Source organism: Amphibacillus jilinensis Y1, assembly GCF_000306965.1.
Classification (GTDB): domain Bacteria; phylum Bacillota; class Bacilli; order Bacillales; family Amphibacillaceae; genus Amphibacillus_C; species Amphibacillus_C jilinensis.
The window spans coordinates 607,977-627,132 of record NZ_JH976435.1 but is presented as its reverse complement, the minus strand read 5'-3'; the positions used below and the strand labels follow the sequence as shown (position 1 = coordinate 627,132).

At 35.9% G+C, this 19,156-nt stretch carries 22 protein-coding genes; 17 read left to right on the top strand and 5 right to left on the bottom strand.

What is annotated here, in order from left to right; all coding sequences use genetic code 11:
* Positions 1–34 precede the first annotated feature (34 nt).
* The gene (locus B494_RS0109970) at positions 35–376 is read right to left on the bottom strand and encodes a DUF5634 family protein (RefSeq protein WP_017472256.1); all 342 of its coding nucleotides are present in this window, start codon (positions 374–376) and stop codon (positions 35–37) included.
* A gap of 104 nt (positions 377–480) precedes the next feature.
* Between B494_RS0109970 and B494_RS0109965 the strand changes: the two genes are divergently transcribed.
* Complete coding sequence (locus tag B494_RS0109965) at positions 481–1,431, top strand: aromatic acid exporter family protein (protein WP_017472255.1); 951 nt, start codon at positions 481–483, stop codon at positions 1,429–1,431.
* 245 nt (positions 1,432–1,676) lie between these two features.
* On the opposite strand, the gene B494_RS20540 is transcribed toward B494_RS0109965, so the two are convergent.
* Positions 1,677–1,826: a DUF4044 domain-containing protein gene (locus tag B494_RS20540; RefSeq protein ID WP_017472254.1), complete on the bottom strand. Its 150-nt coding sequence runs from the start codon at positions 1,824–1,826 to the stop codon at positions 1,677–1,679.
* 152 nt (positions 1,827–1,978) lie between these two features.
* Between B494_RS20540 and B494_RS0109955 the strand changes: the two genes are divergently transcribed.
* Complete coding sequence (locus B494_RS0109955) at positions 1,979–3,097, top strand: M20/M25/M40 family metallo-hydrolase (RefSeq protein WP_017472253.1); 1,119 nt, start codon at positions 1,979–1,981, stop codon at positions 3,095–3,097.
* 192 nt (positions 3,098–3,289) lie between these two features.
* Positions 3,290–4,537, top strand: a complete 1,248-nt coding sequence (locus B494_RS0109950; protein ID WP_017472252.1) for a DNA polymerase IV — start codon at positions 3,290–3,292, stop codon at positions 4,535–4,537.
* A gap of 21 nt (positions 4,538–4,558) precedes the next feature.
* Here B494_RS0109950 and rnz read toward each other — a convergent pair whose 3' ends face one another.
* The 3 genes from rnz to B494_RS0109935 are packed head-to-tail and all read right to left on the bottom strand — an operon-like array spanning position 4,559 to position 7,259.
* Complete coding sequence (rnz, locus tag B494_RS0109945) at positions 4,559–5,482, bottom strand: ribonuclease Z (RefSeq protein ID WP_017472251.1); 924 nt, start codon at positions 5,480–5,482, stop codon at positions 4,559–4,561.
* A complete protein-coding gene (gene namA, locus B494_RS0109940; protein ID WP_017472250.1) occupies positions 5,479–6,501 on the bottom strand; it encodes an NADPH dehydrogenase NamA in 1,023 nt (340 codons plus the stop codon). The genes rnz and namA overlap by 4 nt, the downstream gene beginning before the upstream one ends.
* Entirely contained in the window at positions 6,498–7,259 is a 762-nt protein-coding gene (locus tag B494_RS0109935) for a glycerophosphodiester phosphodiesterase family protein (RefSeq protein WP_017472249.1), read from the bottom strand. The genes namA and B494_RS0109935 overlap by 4 nt, the downstream gene beginning before the upstream one ends.
* A gap of 439 nt (positions 7,260–7,698) precedes the next feature.
* Here B494_RS0109935 and B494_RS0109930 point away from each other — a divergent pair, with 439 nt between their 5' ends.
* The 14 genes from B494_RS0109930 to B494_RS0109865 all read left to right on the top strand — a co-directional run bounded on the left by B494_RS0109930 (position 7,699) and on the right by B494_RS0109865 (position 18,965).
* Entirely contained in the window at positions 7,699–8,244 is a 546-nt protein-coding gene (locus B494_RS0109930) for an NUDIX hydrolase (RefSeq protein WP_017472248.1), read from the top strand.
* A gap of 9 nt (positions 8,245–8,253) precedes the next feature.
* Positions 8,254–9,420, top strand: a complete 1,167-nt coding sequence (locus B494_RS0109925; RefSeq protein ID WP_017472247.1) for an endonuclease Q family protein — start codon at positions 8,254–8,256, stop codon at positions 9,418–9,420.
* 105 nt (positions 9,421–9,525) lie between these two features.
* Positions 9,526–10,164: a stage II sporulation protein M gene (spoIIM, locus tag B494_RS0109920; protein ID WP_017472246.1), complete on the top strand. Its 639-nt coding sequence runs from the start codon at positions 9,526–9,528 to the stop codon at positions 10,162–10,164.
* A gap of 105 nt (positions 10,165–10,269) precedes the next feature.
* Positions 10,270–10,725: a ferric iron uptake transcriptional regulator gene (fur, locus tag B494_RS0109915; protein WP_017472245.1), complete on the top strand. Its 456-nt coding sequence runs from the start codon at positions 10,270–10,272 to the stop codon at positions 10,723–10,725.
* A 187-nt stretch (positions 10,726–10,912) separates the two neighbouring features.
* Positions 10,913–11,113, top strand: a complete 201-nt coding sequence (locus B494_RS0109910) for a hypothetical protein (RefSeq protein ID WP_017472244.1) — start codon at positions 10,913–10,915, stop codon at positions 11,111–11,113.
* The gene (xerD, locus tag B494_RS0109905; RefSeq protein ID WP_033193611.1) at positions 11,113–12,003 is read left to right on the top strand and encodes a site-specific tyrosine recombinase XerD; all 891 of its coding nucleotides are present in this window, start codon (positions 11,113–11,115) and stop codon (positions 12,001–12,003) included. The genes B494_RS0109910 and xerD overlap by 1 nt, the downstream gene beginning before the upstream one ends.
* A gap of 100 nt (positions 12,004–12,103) precedes the next feature.
* Positions 12,104–13,267: a D-alanyl-D-alanine carboxypeptidase family protein gene (locus B494_RS0109900; protein WP_017472242.1), complete on the top strand. Its 1,164-nt coding sequence runs from the start codon at positions 12,104–12,106 to the stop codon at positions 13,265–13,267.
* 149 nt (positions 13,268–13,416) lie between these two features.
* Entirely contained in the window at positions 13,417–13,767 is a 351-nt protein-coding gene (gene spoIIAA, locus B494_RS0109895; RefSeq protein ID WP_017472241.1) for an anti-sigma F factor antagonist, read from the top strand.
* Complete coding sequence (gene spoIIAB / locus B494_RS0109890) at positions 13,764–14,216, top strand: anti-sigma F factor (protein WP_017472240.1); 453 nt, start codon at positions 13,764–13,766, stop codon at positions 14,214–14,216. Before spoIIAA ends, spoIIAB begins: the two co-directional genes overlap by 4 nt.
* Positions 14,217–14,218: 2 nt before the next feature.
* Positions 14,219–14,968, top strand: coding sequence for an RNA polymerase sporulation sigma factor SigF (gene sigF / locus B494_RS0109885; protein WP_017472239.1), 750 nt, complete (start codon positions 14,219–14,221; stop codon positions 14,966–14,968).
* Positions 14,969–15,080: 112 nt separating this feature from the next.
* On the top strand, positions 15,081–16,541 hold the full coding sequence (locus B494_RS0109880) for a spore germination protein (protein WP_017472238.1): 1,461 nt from the start codon (positions 15,081–15,083) through the stop codon (positions 16,539–16,541).
* A 182-nt stretch (positions 16,542–16,723) separates the two neighbouring features.
* Complete coding sequence (gene lysA / locus B494_RS0109875; protein WP_017472237.1) at positions 16,724–18,025, top strand: diaminopimelate decarboxylase; 1,302 nt, start codon at positions 16,724–16,726, stop codon at positions 18,023–18,025.
* Between the two features lie 15 nt (positions 18,026–18,040).
* Positions 18,041–18,478 carry a peptidylprolyl isomerase gene (locus B494_RS0109870; protein WP_017472236.1) on the top strand — a complete coding sequence of 146 codons (438 nt, stop codon included), beginning with the start codon at positions 18,041–18,043 and terminating at the stop codon, positions 18,476–18,478.
* Positions 18,479–18,614: 136 nt separating this feature from the next.
* Positions 18,615–18,965: a GNAT family N-acetyltransferase gene (locus B494_RS0109865; protein ID WP_017472235.1), complete on the top strand. Its 351-nt coding sequence runs from the start codon at positions 18,615–18,617 to the stop codon at positions 18,963–18,965.
* The last annotated feature ends 191 nt before the right edge of the window (positions 18,966–19,156 follow it).

Here is a 19,156-nt window from a genome sequence, read left to right as displayed (position 1 = left end):
GAGCATATTTTTGTTGTGTCCCAGCCTCATTTTCCTATGAACTCTGTTTTTTATCTGACGGGTAGGTTTGTTTATTGATTGATAATAATGCTTCTAAAAAGCTATCATACCCCCTTTTTGTTAGGTGATTATCTTCAATCTTTTCGCATGTCCAAACAGGTGTAAATGGTAGTAAAGACTGTTGTTCTAATTTAAGATAACGCAAATAAATTCTAAAAGTAGTTTGCTTGCGTTTTATTTCATAGCCAAGATGTAATATTTCATTCTCAATATTTTTTTCGTAAATGGTTAAATGTTCGAATTGGTGTTGTTGCTGAATTTGTTTAAGGTTATTAGCTAAATGACGATGCACATCAGCATAATATAACTGTTGCAACTTTATTCCTCCCATCATTAAATTGTTGTATAGTTTTATCATCACCGTTAATATGTAAATATATACATTGCTCAAGTCAGTTAATTAAGAAAGGAATGAAAGTATTGAAAATTGGTTATCGTACATTAAAAACAGCTATTGCAGCCCCTATGGCAGTTTTAATTGCCGAATGGCTACAACTTGATCATTATGGCTCAGCTGGTATTATCGCTGTATTGTGTATTCAGCCTACTCGAAAACAATCTTTTTTAACAGCATGGCATCGAATTGCAGCTGGATTATTATCTATTGTATTTGCTTATCTTATTTTTGAATTTATCGGCTATCATCCATTAACTATTGGTTTATTGCTATTATTATTTATTCCAATAACCAATGCATTACATATAGCTCCAGGCATTGTGACGAGTCTTGTAATCTTATTTCATTTTTACGGTGATCGGGCCGTTACTTGGCCACTGATTATCAATGAAGTAGCAATTATGCTTATTGGAATTGGTTCAGCGTTAATTTTAAATTTATATATGCCTAGCTTAGATGTAAAACTAATGAAAGTTAAAAGAGAAGTAGAAGCAAATTATCAGTTGTTATTTCGTGATATCTCTGCGTATTTAAAGGGAGAAAAACAGACGTTAACAGATGATCTTATTGCAAATACAAAGAAACATCTCATCGGAGCTAAAGAATTAGTTCAGCGTGACATAGAGAATACATTTGGCCAAAATGCTTATCGGCAACAGCGCTATTTCTCGATGCGAGAGGTACAACTGGATTCGCTTGAACGCATGTTCTCAATTATTAAACCATTAGATGTTACGGTAGAACAATCTCATAAGATAGCGGATTTATTTGAAGATATGGCTGATGCGATCTATCCAGACAATGCTGTAAATTACCACTTACAGCAACTCAAGCAAATGCGCGACTATTTTGAACAAGACCAATTGCCGCAAACAAGGAAAGAATTTGAGGTAAGAGCGAATTTGTTTCAATTGTTATTCGAAGTAGAACATTATTTACTGATTAAGAATCGAACATTAACAGATTTAAAATGAGTGAAGCGTCCAGGTACAAGCAAAAGATTTTATCCTGTGTTAAATTACACTACTAATTTTCTTATGTTCTAATAGCGCACTTAAAAATGGCCTCCCAAATCGATTTTAATCGTTTACGGGAGACCATTTTAGTTTAAAGTTTATCACAGACAGCCATTTATAAAACGCCCGTCTCAAAAGAGCAACTCTATTTAGACGGGAGCTAACGGACGCTAATGTCCTAATCCACTGATTGAAGATTTGTTTTATAAAATAACCGCTAATCCTGTTGTGAAAATAGAGCCGATCATCGCTATAATCATAATGTAAACAATCATCTTATTGCGACGTTCACGCTTTGAAGGTTTGCGTGATTTCAGATTTTGATCTTGCTTTTGTTTTTTTGTTTTAGCCATGCTAATACCTCCTTTAACAAGGGAAATCTCACCCCTATTTTAGCTTTATTTAGTTAAGCTGACAAGCGTTTCGTCTATTTTTAATTAATTGACAATCAAAAAATAGTGCGCTAACGTTAAAGAAACTACAATTATGGAAGAAGGCATAGAAAGTGATAAATAAAGAGCGTTTAATTAATACATTTATAGAGCTTATTCAAATTGATTCAGAAACGAAAGAAGAGAGGGAAATAGCAACAGTATTAAAAACATTATTTATTGAATTAGGTTTAACGGTTATTGAAGATCAATCTCAATTAGAAACAGGTCATGGAGCGGGGAACTTAATCTGTACCTTACCAGGGAACGCATCGATTAAACCGATTTACTTCACCTCACATATGGATACAGTCGTACCAGGTAAGGGAATTGAGCCAGAAATCAAAGGGGATTGGATCACATCAGATGGAACGACTATATTGGGTGCAGATGATAAAGCGGGTATTGCTGCAATGATTGAAGCCATACGCTGTTTAAATGAACAACAATCAAACCACGGACCTATTCAATTTGTCATTACAGTAGGTGAAGAATCTGGCTTAGTTGGGGCAAGAGCCTTGGATCCTTCATTATTGAATGCTGAATTCGGCTATGCTTTAGATAGTGATGGAAAAGTTGGAGAAATTGTTGTTGCCGCACCTACTCAAATTAAGTTATTAGCTAAAGTAAAAGGGAAAGCAGCCCATGCAGGAGTCGCTCCTGAAAAAGGGGTCTCTGCTATTACAATTGCATCAAAAGCAATTGCTAATATGCCTTTAGGGAGAATCGATCAAGAAACAACAGCTAATATTGGTCGTTTTGAAGGTGGGCAGAAAACAAATATTGTCTGTGATTATGTCGAAGTATTTGCTGAAGCCCGATCATTAGACAAAGATAAAGTAAATCAGCAAGTAGAAAGAATGAAACACGGATTTCAAGAAGCGGCAGAAAAGCTAGGTGGAGAAGTAGAGCTCTTTTCAAAAGTGATGTATTCAGGTTATAAGCAGTATCCTGAGGACTCTGTCGTAAAAGTTGCCCAGCAAGCAGTCAAGGCGATTAATAGATCAGCAACTTTAACACAAAGTGGTGGCGGGAGTGACGCAAATGTCATATCCAGTTACGGGATTCCAACTGTTAATTTAGCTGTTGGATATGAAAATATACATACGACTGCTGAGCGCATGTCTATTGCTGAACTTTGTAAACTTACTGAACTTGTTCTTGCTATAATTGATCAAGTCAATCAATTATAACGATCCATCTTTTTTATCGCAGATAACCGTTCGTATTACACGCGCTAACCGACACTAATATACTGAGTCACTAATCTACCAATTAGTTGGAGAAGAGTACCCATTCACTGATTGCAGGTTCGTTTTATAAATATGTTTGATGTGGTATAATAACCAAAAGAACAAATGTTCTCAAGTAAAGGAAGCGATTTTATGTCGAAGTGGTATCCGAAAAACGGGCGAGTCATTTTTCACCTTGATATGAATAGTTTTTATGCCTCAGTTGAAATGGCCTACAATCCTAAATTAAAAGGAAAGCCACTTGCTATTGCGGGAAACCCTGAAGAACGTCGCGGGATTATTGTAACGAGCAGTTATGAGGCACGTGCTAAAGGGGTTAAAACGACGATGCCGCTTTGGCAGGCAAAACGATTATGTCCAGAACTGTTGGTCATGCGTCCAAATTTTGAGCGTTATCGGAAAGCATCAAGTGAAATGTTTAAGATGATGGCAGAGATCACGCCGTATGTTCAACCTGTTTCAATTGATGAGGGTTATATGGATGTTAGTCATTGCCATCATTTAGGTTCACCATTAGATATTGCAAAAGGGTTGCAGTTTAGGATTAAGAATGATTTAGATTTACCTTGTAGTATTGGAATTGCACCGAATAAATTTTTAGCAAAGATGGCATCTGATATGCAAAAGCCTATGGGACTGACGGTTTTAAGGAAACGAGATTTAAAAACCAAACTATGGCCTTTAGCCATTGAAGAAATGTATGGGGTTGGACAGAAGACAGCGGATAAATTACAAAATGTAGGTATCCATAAAATTGGCGATTTAGTTGATGCTAATACGTTTGAGCTCAAACGTATTTTGGGAATAAACGGTGAAAGACTACAGCAACGTGCTAAAGGTGAAGACACGAGTCCAGTCGATCCTGATGCAATCTATGATTTTAAAAGCATTGGAAACTCAGAAACCTTAAGAGAAGATACTGTTGATGACTCGACACTAACAATGTTACTAAGGAAATTATCAAGGAAAGTGGCGACACGGTTAGCGCGAAAAGAAGTTGTCGGACAAACGGTGCAAATCATGATTCGGTATTATAATCGCAAGACGATAACTCGAAGTATAACAAAATCTACTTATTTATCTAGCGAGACAGACATATTTTCTGTCGCCACTGATTTATTTGAATTACATTGGAATGGAGAACCGATTCGTTTATTAGGTGTGACCGTTCAAGGTTTAATTGAAAAATCACAAGTTGCTGAACAGTTAGATTTGTTCCGCTACCAAGAACAGGCTGGAAACGAGGCTTTACATGAAGTTGTTGAACAGTTAACAACAAAATACGGGAAAAATCCATTTCAATCGTTCACCTCAAGTGTTGATAAAGACCAACCAAGAACAAGTTTTCAAAAAGATTTCTTAGATGATTTTAGAAAATAAGTCAAAGCTAGCTGATAATCACTAGCCTTGGCTTATTTCTATTTCCATGAAATCCTCCGCAATAACCGTATTTTCAAAATAAACTTGGGTATCTCTCCTAAAAGTTTTGAGTTCTTCACCTTGATATCGAGAAGAAATGTGGGTGAGAACCAATTTTTTCACATCATTAGCCTTAGCTAATTTAGCTACTTCTGTATTTGTACTATGATAATATTTGTAGGCTAACTGGTGATCCGTTGATTGAAAGGTTGCCTCATGGACAAGCAAATCGCTTCCTGTAACAAAATTCGAAAATTGCAGTGGATTTCTAGTGTCTCCCATGATTACTATTTTTCTTCCTTTTTTATCAGGACCGACTACATCTTCGCGTTTGATTTCTCTACCATCTGGAAGAATGGTGCTCGAATTGGCCTTAATTTGCTGATAAATTGGACCTGGTTCTATACCGTAATCTTTAAGCTTGTCCACTTGGAGAGCACCATGCTGGTTTTTTTCCATAATCCGATAACCAAAACCATGAATGCCATGTTCTAAAGCAATGGCATCAATAATAAACTGGCCTGTATCTAAATAAAAATCGTCTGCAACTTCAATCACATGTAATGGATAGTTCAATTTGGTACAACTAATTTCCAAGCTTATATTTATAAATTGTTTAATCCCTTTGGGCCCATAAATGGACACGGGTGTTTTTCCGTCTTGAAACGAGCGACTACTTAATAAACCAGGGAGACCGTAGATATGGTCGCCATGTAAATGGGTAATGAATATTTTCTCGATCTTTCTCGGTTTAATACTTGTACGAAGAATCTGGTGCTGTGTAGCTTCTCCGCAATCAAACAACCAAATCGCACCTTGTTCCTGCATTAAATCTAGGGCGATTGCACTTACATTACGCTGTCGGGAAGGTAAACCAGCACCTGTTCCTAAGAAAGTTAATTTCACGTCATCCAACCTCTTTTATAGGGTATAGGGGCATTAAGATTATAACCAAGTTTAATAGCTGCTTGGTGTGGCCAGTATGGTTCCCTTAACAATACGCGTGCAAGACAAACTAAATCGGCACGTTTATTCTTAAGGATTTCTTCAGCCTGTTCAGCTTCAGTGATGAGCCCAACTGCAGTTGTTGGGATATCTACGCGTTGCTTTATTACCTCTGCTTGTGGAATTTGATAACCTGGATAAACATCTATATCTGTCTGTATCACACCACCTGTACTTACATCAACTAAATCAACACCTTGCTTTTTCATCTTTTGACTAAAATAAATCATATCATCTATTTGATTATCATCTTTATGATATTCATCTGCTGAAATACGGACAAATAATGGGCCACTCCATACCAATTGTATAGCCTCAATAACCTCCTCTAACAAACGATAGCGATTATCTCTATTGCCACCGTACTTATCGTTACGTTGATTAGTAAGAGGAGAGAGGAATTGATTAATTAAATAGCCGTGTGCTGCATGAATTTCAATCACATCAAAACCCGCTTGCTTAGCCCGTAATGCACCTATGCGAAAAGCATTTATCGTTTGTTCAATATCCTCAACTGTCATGGTCACGGTGTGATCATCATGCTGATCTATTCCCCCAACACTAGGAGCCATTGCAGGCGTGTTTGTGCTTGCTTTGCGACCCGCATGCCCCAATTGAATGCAACTTTTAGCTTGATGTGCATGAATACGTTTATTTAAATAGCTAAGCCCGCTAATATGCTCATCACTCCAAATACCTAAGTCATTGAGTGAAATTCGCCCTTCCGGTTGCACAGCTGTAGCTTCAACGATGATCAATCCTGTTTGTCCGATCGCTCTTGTTTCGTAATGAGTGATATGAAATGGTGTGACTACACCATCTTGCTTTTCAACCGCATACATACACATAGGCGCCATCACAATCCGATTTTTAAAAGTTACATCTCGAAAAGAGACGGGCTCAAATAATTTCACATTCATTTATATGCCTCCAAACTTTGTAAATATAGTGCTCTTTTTTTAACGGCCAAATCAGGTCTATCTGTTATGATCATATCACAATTTAATTGAAAACACCTTCTTAGATGATTAGGATGATTGACTGTATAAGGCGCAATATATAGATGATTATCATGCAGTGTCTTAACAATCCGGCGATTTATATGACGATATTTTAAATGTAAACCATTTGCTTTAAGCTCTGTTAATTCTTTCATTATGGGTCTATTTAAGTGCGAAGTTAACAAGGCAACTTTATTATTCTTATTTATTGCTTTTAACATTTCAAGTGATGCTTTGTTAAAGCTTGAAAAGATAACACGATCGCTTAGATTAAATTGATCAATTTGTTGAGATACAATTTTTTCTATGCCCTCGTACGCTATTTTATTGGTTTTTAATTCTAAGTTCAATAATAAGTTAGTGGTAGTCATCCATTCTAATAATTCATTTAAACTTAGTATTCTTTCTCCATGATACCGTGGGTCAAACCATGAACCTATATCTAGTTTTTTTAAGTCTTTATAAGTATATTGATGAACATATCCATTATTAGAAGTTACTCGATCGATTGTCTCATCATGAATGAGTACTGGAATGTTATCTTTAGTAAGATGAACATCAGTTTCGATTCCATCAGCCCCCAATTGATTGGCTAACTTAAAAGCGGAAAAGCTATTTTCTGGTTGGTCAAAACTTGCTCCTCTATGAGCAATAATCAGTAATGAAATGGTAATCACATCCTTAAATTTGCGGTCTTATTAAAATCGTAGCATAATATAAAGTATATATATATATGCTGATTGATACGAAGCTGTGTTTAATAGGAATGATAATCTACAGAAGGGGAGTTAAACAAACGAAATGAATCGTCGATAGGTAGGTGACAGGAAGGACCAAATCCTTAAGCAGAAGCCAAGCACTGTTTACTGTTATCCTTTGATTCTTCCGATTGTCAATGTGTCAGCAGTAAAGGGTACAGCTGAGGTTGGGGAAATTATCCTTTAGTTACACAAAGCTAACTTTAGCCTATAGATCAGTGATTTTGATCAAATGTTTTCGATTGAAGACATTATTTAATTAACAGGTTTAGTACCCGGATTTACACGGACTAGCTGTTAAATCCAATAAACTCAAATCAGCATGTGTTAAATCAAAACAAAAAGGTGGTAAAAGTTGATGAAAAAATTTGAAGAGAAAACGATTAAAACAGAAGAGATTTTTAAAGGTAAAATCATTAATGTGACGGTTGATGACGTTTTATTGCCAAATGGTAAGGAAAGCAAGCGAGAGCTAGTTAGACACCCTGGTGCAGTAGCTATTATTGCCGTAACTAAAGAAAAAAAATTAGTCATGGTTGAACAATATCGAAAACCACTAGAAAAGAGCATATTAGAAATCCCAGCTGGTAAGCTTGAACCCGAAGAGAACCACGCAGTCACTGCACGAAGAGAATTAGAAGAAGAAACCGGTTATACATCTGGACATCTTGAATATGTGACGTCTTTCTATACTTCACCCGGCTTTGCTGATGAGTTGCTACATATTTATTATACTGACAAATTGAAAATCATGGAAGAAAAGCGGGAGCTTGATGAAGATGAATTCGTAGAAGTACATGAGTATAACTTAAGTGAGTTGATAGCATTCCAAGAATCAGGGCGCATTCATGATGTGAAAACTGCATTTGCAATCCAATACTTACAACTACGTCATTTACAGTAAGGTGGTTCGATGACTTTAAATCACTATTTTGCTGATTTGCATATACATATTGGACGTGATCAATTTAATAAACCCATTAAAATTACTGGATCTAAAAACCTTACTTTGCTCGGTATTATTAAAGAAGCTAGGGAGAGAAAAGGACTAGATATGATAGGGATAATTGACTGTCATGCGCCTTCAATCCAAGACGAACTTAAACAGCACATTAAAAATAAACGCGCTTTTGAGAAAGAAGGCGGAGGTATTCAATTCGGTGACCTAACGTTGATATTAGGTACTGAACTGGAGATTTACGATAGCAATTGCAACGGTCCTATTCATGTGCTTTGTTATTTTCCAACTTTAGAGAAAATTAAACAATTCACAGAATGGCTATCGCCTTTTGTAACTAACATAACACTTAGTTCACAGCGCGTTTACTTATCTGCTCAAACATTCCAAAAGGGGGTTAAAGCACATAGTGGTTTATTTGTCCCTGCACATGTTTTTACACCATTTAAGAGTTTGTACGGAAAAGGTGTGAATAAAACTTTGACAGAAGTGTTTGATCCACACTTAATAGATGCGATTGAATTGGGATTGAGTGCAGATTCATTTATGGCTGATCGAATAAATGAATTACATCGATTTACATACCTAACGAATTCAGATGCTCACTCATTAAAAAAAATAGCAAGAGAATATCAAATTTTCAAACTGAAAAGTAATGATTTTACTGAATTAAAATTAGCATTCGAAAAAAAACATGGTAGAGATATCTCTGCAAACTATGGTATGCACCCGAAGTTGGGTAAATACTATCAGTCAGTCTGCAGAAATTGCTTGAGTCAAAACTTTGATAATGATCGATGTTGCCACTGTGGTCAAGCTAAAAAAATCAAAGGGGTTTCAGAACGCATTGAAGAGATAGCTAATTCTATAACAGCTTCAACTGAACGTCCACCATACTATTATCATGTGCCGCTTGATTATATAAATGGTCTTGGCAAAAAGACCTATGAAAAGCTTTTAAACCATTTTGGAACAGAAATGTGTATTCTTCATTATATAGAAGAGGCTGACTTACAAAAACTTGTCGGTCCACGGATTACAAAGCAATTGATGGCGATACGTGCAGGAGAGACTAAGATTCTAAAGGGAGGTGGCGGGAAATACGGTTCATTAATAGAATAATATAACATTGTTCTATTTTTGCTTATTTCGTCATAAGTTTCTTTATAGATTTAAAATAAGAAAGCTAATATTTTATCTTGTTTTACTATAATGGAGGCGAAAAGCATGCGGTCAACATATAACAGAGAATTTTTTAAGCATTTGCAAAATCACCATTTAAGCTATTTTTTTATTTGCATTTTATTTTTAATGGGGTTAATATTTGGAGCGATTATTGTCATTACCATGCATTTTTCTCAAAAGCAAGATTTGCTTTTCTACTTCAATCAATATATAAGTCAAATAGATCGTGCACTTGCTTCAAGTCATGAACTTTTTAAAACGGCCTTGCTAACACATGTTCAATATTTATTGATTTTCTTTTTGTTAGGTTTGTCTATTATTGGCTTACCCGCCATTTGGATCATGATTTTTGTCAAAGGTACTTTTATAGGTTTCTCTGTTGGTTTTTTTGTTAATCAATATGGCATCAGAGGTTTATTGTTAAGTACTGCTGCCATTTTACCACAAAATCTTATTGTTATTCCCGTGTATTTGTTGGCTGGGGCAATTGCAATGATTTTTTCTTCACAATTATTAAAGCGGTTATTAGCAAGGCGATTATCTCGGTTCACTTTTCAACCTTTTGTTCAATATTGCCTTATATTTATAGGCTTTTGTTTTCTCTCTGCTATTGCTGCTTTAATCGAATCTTATGTCACGACTTATTTGATTGAGCAGGCAACAAACTATATTACATTATAATAATTATTAATTAAATAAATGAAGGTTATTTTTTAATTATAATAATTTTAATTGACACTTTTTCACTCTCTGATTATAATTGAGAAAGTGAGGGAGGTTTCCGTTATGGAACATCGAATTGAACGTATAAAAAAGCACTTACATTCACAAAGTTATAAGCTGACTCCGCAACGTGAAGCTACCGTGCGCGTTTTGTTAGAGCGTGAAGAAGATCATCTTAGTGCTGAAGATGTTTATTTGCTAGTTAAGGAAAAAGCACCTGAAATTGGTTTAGCGACCGTTTACAGAACGCTCGAATTATTATCTGAGTTAAAAATTGTTGATAAAATAAATTTTGGTGATGGTGTGTCGCGTTATGATTTAAGAAAAGAGGGAGCAACACATTTCCATCATCATCTAGTATGCATGGAATGTGGAACGGTGGAAGAAATTGTAGAAGATTTATTAGAGGATGTAGAAAAAATCGTCGAGCGTGACTGGGGATTCAAAGTAAAGGATCACCGTCTTACCTTTCATGGTATATGCAAAAATTGTCAAGAAAAGGACGACTTTTCTCTTTAAATGATCTTATGTGTTAGGGATGAGTATTGTTGTCTCCTCCTATTTGCTAACAAAACAAGTAGCGCTGGTGGGTAAAACCCATTAGTGCTATTTTTTTAAGTAATATGTTATGGGTATAGGTATAAGAGGAATTTTTTTTGTCAAAAGTGGTAATGACAAAAATAAATAGTTGAAAGGAGACTAGTAGATGGGTAAACTAAAGGTAATCATGATAGATGTTACCAAGCTATTTATTATTTTCATTACTGCTATCTTCATTTTTTCATATGGTGTAGTGGTTATGAGAAATGAGTATCAACAGCGGATTAGAGAATTAACACCAGAGCGAGCCGCAGAAGAAGTTAGTTTATTTAAAACATATTTTACACTCGATCATTTAGGAGATTGATTATGCAACTAGAATTAGAAGACTTTATCCATTATATTCAAATTGAACGTGGCTTATCTAGTAATACTTTAGAAGCCTACCGGCGCGATTTGAAAAAATATATTAAATTTTTGAATACTAAAGCACTAATTGACCAGTGGGATGACATCGAGCGTACATCAATAACGAATTTCCTCTATGATATGAAGGATAACGGTGCTTCAGACGCTACCATTGCTAGAACGTTGTCTTCAATTCGTTTATTTCATCGATTTTTGTTGCAAGATCATGTACTTGCCACTGATCCAAGTATACATATTGAAACACCTTCCAAAAAGCGATCACTACCTAAAGTGCTATCTTCAGAAGATGTCGAGCAATTATTAAAGATCGAAGCAAATGACCCACTTTCAATAAGGAATAAAGCAATGATTGAAACTTTATACGCTACGGGTTTACGTGTCTCTGAGTTGATCCAATTAACTGTTAGTGATCTTCATTTAATGATGGGGTTCGTCCGCTGCTTTGGAAAAGGCGCTAAAGAAAGGATCGTTCCACTTGGCGATTTGGCTAAGGAATCAATTGAACATTACCTTGAAGACGGACGTCCTTATTTAATTAAGGGCAAAGCTATTGATCAAATATTTGTTAACCATCATGGTCGAGCTCTATCAAGACAGGGGTTTTGGAAAATATTAAAAACTGTAGCGAAAGATAAGCAAATTGAAAAAAATCTGACCCCCCATATGTTACGACATTCATTTGCAACCCACTTACTAGAAAATGGAGCTGATTTGCGAGCCGTACAAGAGATGTTAGGCCATGCTGATATTTCAACTACACAAATCTATACCCATGTATCGAAGAAAAGATTAAAAGATATTTATAGTAAGCACCATCCTCGTGCTTAACAAGAGACATAAAGAATTAAATTCTTTATGTCTTTTTTTGTTATAAAAACTGCTGAGGATGGTAAAAATGAAAGTACTTACAAAATAGGAGGTTTAGACAATGAAAAAAATAGCCACGGTACTCGGATCTATCATGTTGCTGATTTATCCATTAAATCTATCTGCTCAAGAAAGTGATCAGGTATTAGATTTAAATGCCAAGAGTGTTGTTTTAATTGAACGTAATACAGGTGAAATTCTCTATCAAGATAACAGTAACGAGTCGCTTCCACCAGCAAGTATGACAAAAATGATGACTTTATTATTAATCGCTGAAGCGATCGATCAGGATAAACTAGACTTAGAAGAAATGGTTCGCATTAGTGAGTATGCAGCGTCAATGGGCGGCTCGCAAGTTTTCTTAGAAGAACATGAAGAAATGTCAGTTGATGATTTATTAAAGGCTATTGCTGTTGGATCAGCCAACGATGCTAGTGTAGCGTTAGCTGAACACTTACATGGCAGCGAAGCAGCCTTTGTAAAAGCTATGAATGAAAAAGTTGAGCAACTAGATTTAAAGCATACACATTTCAAAAACACAACAGGATTACCAGCTAAAGAACATTATTCATCAGCTTTAGATATGGCTATGATAGCAAGAGAACTGTTGAAATATGATTTTATTACGGATTATACATCAATCTATGAAGATTATTTAAGAAAAGGGACAGAGGACGAATTTTGGCTGGTTAATACCAATCGCTTAATTAAATTTTATCCAGGGGTTGATGGACTCAAAACAGGGTTTACCCAAGAAGCAAAATATTGCCTTACAGCAACAGCTGAGAAAAATAATATGCGTTTAATCGCAGTAGTAATGGGGGCAGAGAGCCCTAAAGAACGTAATGCTAATATCACTCGACTACTCGATTATGGTTTTTCACAATTTGAACATCACAAAATTTACGATAGACATGAAGCTGTACAAGATTTAGATGTTCTAAAAGGGAAAGAATCTAGTATTGCTCTCGTAACTGATGATGCGGTTTCAATCGTAACTAAGAAGGGGGGAAACCTTGATCAACTAGAGGTTAAAGTGAAGATCAAGGAGGACGTAATGGCCCCGTTAAAAGCAGGAGAGATTCTCGGTTCTCTTATGTTGTATTGGGATGAAGAACTTGTTGATGAAATTGCATTGATTAGTAAGGAAGGGGTTGAACGGGCAAGTTTCTGGCAATTGATGAAAGATTCAGCAAAGCAAATTTTAGAATTGGGACAAGCGTAATATGATGAAAAAAAACACAAGTTTTTACTAGTTTTGTCGACATAGAGGTATTTGCATTTCATATAGCGAAAACAAAAAGGCAAATGAAATTATATTCTGAGAGGAAAAGAGGGCTTTTCTTTTCAAAATAATAAGGGAGGAAATCGACTATGCTTAAAAAAGAATTTGTGGTAAAAGATGATGTTCTATTAGTGCGTTTAATTGGAGAACTTGATCACCATGAAGCTAATACGTTAAAGGATGCTTGGCAATTAGAAATAACAAGTAAACGAGTCAAGCACATGATCTTGAATTTAGAAGAGTTAAATTTCATGGATAGTTCTGGATTAGGGGTGATTTTAGGGCGTTACAAAGAAGTTAAGCAACGCCATGGTGAAATGGTTATTTGTTCAATTTCACCTTCAGTTAAGCGACTATTTGAGTTATCTGGATTGTTTAAAATTATGCGCTTAGAACAAAGTGAAAAGGAAGCATTTGTATATTTGGGGGTGGCTTCATGAATAACACAATGCAAGTTTCATTTAAAAGCAAAAGTGAAAACGAGGCCTTCGCCCGTGTTGTGATTGCTTCTTTCCTTGCTCCACTTGATCCGACATTAGATGAACTAACCGAGGTCAAAACAGTTGTTTCTGAAGCTGTTACGAATGCCATTATACACGGCTATGACCAATCAGATGCGTTTGATGTGTATCTAAGTTGCGAAATAAATGATCAAAATGTAAAAATTGTCATAGAAGATTTGGGAGTAGGTATTGAGAATGTTGATAAAGCCATCCAACCGCTTTATACCTCAAAGCCAGAATTAGAGCGCTCCGGAATGGGATTTACCATTATGGAAAATTTTATGGATAAAGTGACTGTTGAATCTGCTCCTAGTCAAGGGACTAAGGTGACACTTGAAAAAACATTTCAACTGACACATTCCTATTCCCGTAATGGGAGCGAATGAAGATGTCCATGAATCAAGTAAAGAAGCAAAAACCTTTGACTAATGAGGAAGTTAAGTATTATATAAAAAAAAGCCAAACGGGTGATCAAGATGCAAAGGATATTCTAGTTGAACGTAACATTCGTCTTGTTTGGTCGGTTGTTCAGCGTTTTTTAAATCGAGGCTACGATCAAGAAGATCTTTTTCAAATCGGCTGTATCGGATTGCTTAAGTCTATCGATAAATTTGATTTGACTTACCAAGTCAAGTTTTCAACCTATGCTGTTCCAATGATAATTGGTGAAATTCAGCGCTTTATTAGAGATGATGGTTCAATTAAAGTTAGCCGTTCTCTTAAAGAACTCGGTCATAAAATAAGGAGAGAAAAAGAATTACTATCAAAAGCATTCGGTAGGTCCCCGACGATTTCTGAACTCGCGTGTTCGCTTGAAATAACGCCTGAAGAGGTCATCCATGCTGAAGAAGCAGTTAAACAACCCCATTCTATTCATGAAACGGTATATGAAAATGAAGGAGATCCAATCACCTTACTTGATCAGTTGGCAGAAGATGAAGAGAAATGGTTTGATAAATTATTAATTGAAGAAGTGCTTAAAAACTTAGGTAAAAGAGAACAGCTGATTGTTTACTTGCGTTATTATCAAGATAAAACACAGTCTGAAGTGGCTGAGCGGTTAGGTATTTCTCAAGTTCAAGTCTCTCGGCTTGAAAAGAAAATTTTAATGTATATGAAAGATCAAATTAGTCATTAGCTGTAAATCTAAAGGTGCGTCAACACTTAACGCACCTTTATTTGATTTTAAAGTATAGTTAAAATCATTTTATCTATACTAAGTATAGTCAAAGATAAAGGATGTGTACAGCATGATTAAACGTAAGGACGCACCCTTCAAGTTGGGACAAATCAAAAAAGTAGAAGACTATATGCGTGAACATGTGGGAGTGGGTGAGTCGTTTGATGTGGACTTTCGAGAAATTATTTTATTAAAACAGAAAGTGCACTTATACTATGTTAATGGTCTTTGTGATTCTCTTATTATTGTTGAGTTATTAAAAGTTTTAATTGCTATTAATGACAATGAACATGAAGCTGAACAGTTACCAGCTATAGTGAAAAACCGTCTTGTTCATCAGCAATTTGAAGAGACTGATCAATTAGATAAAATCATTACTGATGTATTGTCTGGGCTCATTGCTGTTTTCATTGAAGGTTACGATCAAGCCATGATTGTTGACGTGAGGACCTACCCAGGTCGAAGTCCAGAAGAGCCGGATACCGAGAGAGTTGTAAGAGGTTCGAGAGATGGTTATACAGAAAATATTATTGAAAATACAGCATTAACGAGAAGGCGAGTACGTGATCCACGTTTACGTCATGAAATTATAAAAGTTGGTGAACGTTCTCAAACAGATATTTGTTTGGCGTATATCAAGGATTTAGCTGATCCCAAACTAGTGAAGTTGATTAAAAAAGAATTAGAAATGGTGAAAACAGATGGTTTATCAATGGCTGATAAATCCTTAGAAGAATTCATTGTTCATCAAGGACTTAATCCGTTTCCTTTAGTGAGGTATACTGAGCGTCCAGATGTGGCTTCAAATCATTTGTTTGAAGGCCATATTCTTATTATGGTTGACACCTCGCCAAGTATGATCATTACACCGACGACGTTCTTTCATCATTTGCAACATGCTGAGGAATATAGACAATCTCCGGCAGTTGGAACATTTGTAAGGTGGGTAAGATTTTTTGGTATATTAATTTCAATTTTCCTACTGCCTTTCTGGTATTTATTATCGATTGAAGAACAATTATTACCTGAAATGCTTCAGTTTATTGGCCCTAATGAGGAAGGAAATATTCCTTTGTTTTTACAGATTATATTTGCAGATGTAGGTATTGAATTTTTACGTATGGCAGCTATACACACACCTGCTCCGTTATCAACCGCGATGGGGTTAATTGCTGCCGTATTAATTGGGGAAATTGCTATTGATGTTGGTCTTTTTTCACCAGAAGTCATATTGTATGTTGCCTTAGCAGCGATCGGTTCCTATGCAACACCAAGTTATGAACTAAGTGTCGCAAATAAATTAGCTCGATTAGCGATTGTTATTACAACGGCGGTCTTTGGATTACCTGGCTTCGTTGCTGGAACAACGCTATATATATTAGCGTTGGCTAAAATTAAATCATTAAATACACCTTATTTATGGCCTTTTATCCCGTTTAATCTGAAGGCGCTACTTCAAATACTCATTAGATATAGTGTACCTGCTACTGAAACACGCCCAAGTATAACTCACCCTAAACAGAAACGTTGATGATTTGACTTACCAGTTGATTAGTCCAAGTACTTATGGTAAATTAATTCTATTCTTATAGAAGCATAATCATATCTTAAATCAGCATCCCTTACTTAAGTTTGATGATTTGAATTTAAATCTTACTTGAAGGGATGTTCATTTTTGAATGTTTAGTGGTTAGATAAAAAAAGGGGGGGGAAATGGTGATTGGACACGAGACAATAAATGAGAAGGGTCATCTTACCATTGGAGGTATTGATACAACTTATTTAGCTGAAAAATATGGAACACCATTATTTGTTTATGACGTTGACAAGATCAGAGCAAATGCCCGAGCTTTTGTTAACGGTTTTAAGGATCTCGGAGTAACTGCTCAGGTTGCATATGCTAGTAAGGCATTTTCTTCTATAGCTATGTTACAAGTAGCCAAACAAGAAGGGCTAAGCTTAGATGTCGTCTCTCAAGGAGAACTTTATACAGCGTTAGAAGCCAACTTTCCTGTTGATAAAATCCACATGCATGGCAATAATAAAAGTATAGCCGAATTAGAAATGGCAATAAAAAATAAAATAGGATGTATTGTGGTAGATAATTTTCATGAAATCAAATTACTTGATCATTTATTAACTATACATGATCAAGAAATTGACGTATTATTACGTGTTACTCCTGGAATTGAAGCACACACACACGATTATATATTGACGGGAAACGAAGATTCAAAATTTGGTTTTGATCTAACTAATGGGCAAGCCGAAGAAGCATTCAAGCTAGTTAATCAGAATAAAAGGATTCAAATGAAAGGTTTACACTGTCATATTGGCTCGCAAATCTTTGAAACCGATGGGTTTATTATGGCTGTGCGTCGACTCTTTGATGCATTAGCGCAATGGAAAGAGCATGATAACTATCAGCCTAAAGTATTAAATCTGGGTGGTGGATTTGGTATTCAATATACCGAAGAAGACCAGCCTTTAGCTTTAGATCAATACGTTACAGCGCTTGTGGATGAAATAACAAATCAAACAAAACAACATGGAATGCAATTCCCGGAAATTTGGATTGAACCCGGTCGAGCGATCGTAGGGAATACAGCAATAACACTATATCAAATAGGTTCAAAAAAAGAAATACCTGGCGTTCGCAACTATGTTTCTATCGATGGAGGGATGACTGATAACATTAGACCCGCTCTCTATCATGCAAAATACGAAGCGACTATAGCTAACAAAGTTAATCACGCCAAAACGTATAAAGCTTCTATTGCGGGGAAATGTTGTGAATCAGGTGATATGCTAATATGGGATATTTTGTTGCCAGAAGTGGAAGCCGGTGATATACTAGCAGTGTTTAGTACAGGTGCTTATGGCTATTCAATGTCAAGTCACTATAATCGATTTCCTAAAGCGGCAGTTGTTTTTATAGAAAATGGTCATGATCAACTTGTTATGCAAAGAGAATCTTATCAAGATCTCATTCGAAATGATCTATCATATGAATAAATGGAGGATGTTAATATGGCAAAACAAGCAATAATTACTTTTGAAAATGGTGAAGAAATTAAAATTGAGTTATATGAAGAGGCTGCGCCGAACACTGTTGCTAACTTCGAAAAGCTTGCGAATGAAGGATTTTATGATGGGGTTACTTTTCACCGTGTCATTCCTGGATTTGTTGCACAAGGCGGCGATCCTACGGGGACTGGAGCGGGTGGACCTGGTTATACCATAAAATGTGAAACAGAAGGGAATCCGCACAAGCACGTCGCTGGTTCTTTATCAATGGCACATGCTGGAAAAGACACAGGAGGCAGTCAGTTTTTCCTTGTTCATGAACCCCAGCCACATTTAGATGGCGTGCACACTGTTTTCGGGCAAGTTACTGAAGGAATGGAAACTGTACTACGTATTCAGCAAGGTGATGTTATGGAAAAGGTTGTTGTTAAAGACGTTTAAACCGACAAGAATGCGGACAGAGCCGTAGAAGTGGCATGATCAGAATCATACCATACATGTTTACGCTGTTATTCGATTAATATTTTCTATTCACAATAAAGTTATAGACCTCATCAAGGTCTAGTAAGGGGTTAATATGTTAATAAGATTCAAAAAATCGATGGAAAAGATTGCAATGGGTCTGTTGTCTTTTATGCCTGAAGAAAAAGATGTTAAGAAATTACAACAAACGATGAAAGCTTATGAAGAAAATGACGCTTGGCAACTTTATTTATGGAAAGAAGAAGAAGATGTATTAGGTGCTATTGGTATTTATATTGATGAACCCTCACAAAAGGTGGTTGTACAACATATTTCTGTCAATCCATCACATCGAGATTTGGGAATTGGTCACAAAATGATTGATGCCGTTCGTTCTAGTTATCAAGACAATTATCAAGTCAAACCTAACGATTTGACTGAAGACTTTCTTAAGAAATGTGAATAGTGGAAAATATCGCTTTGAAGCACTACAGTAATTATTGTAGTGCTTTTTTATTATGATGATGACAATATACTATGTTAAGCTATTTGTCTTTAACTTCCTATAGCTAAATTATGTAATTAAAGTAGAGATAAGATGGTAAGTTATAAAATCAATATGTTATAATAAAACGAATCTTCAATCAGTGGAGGTCT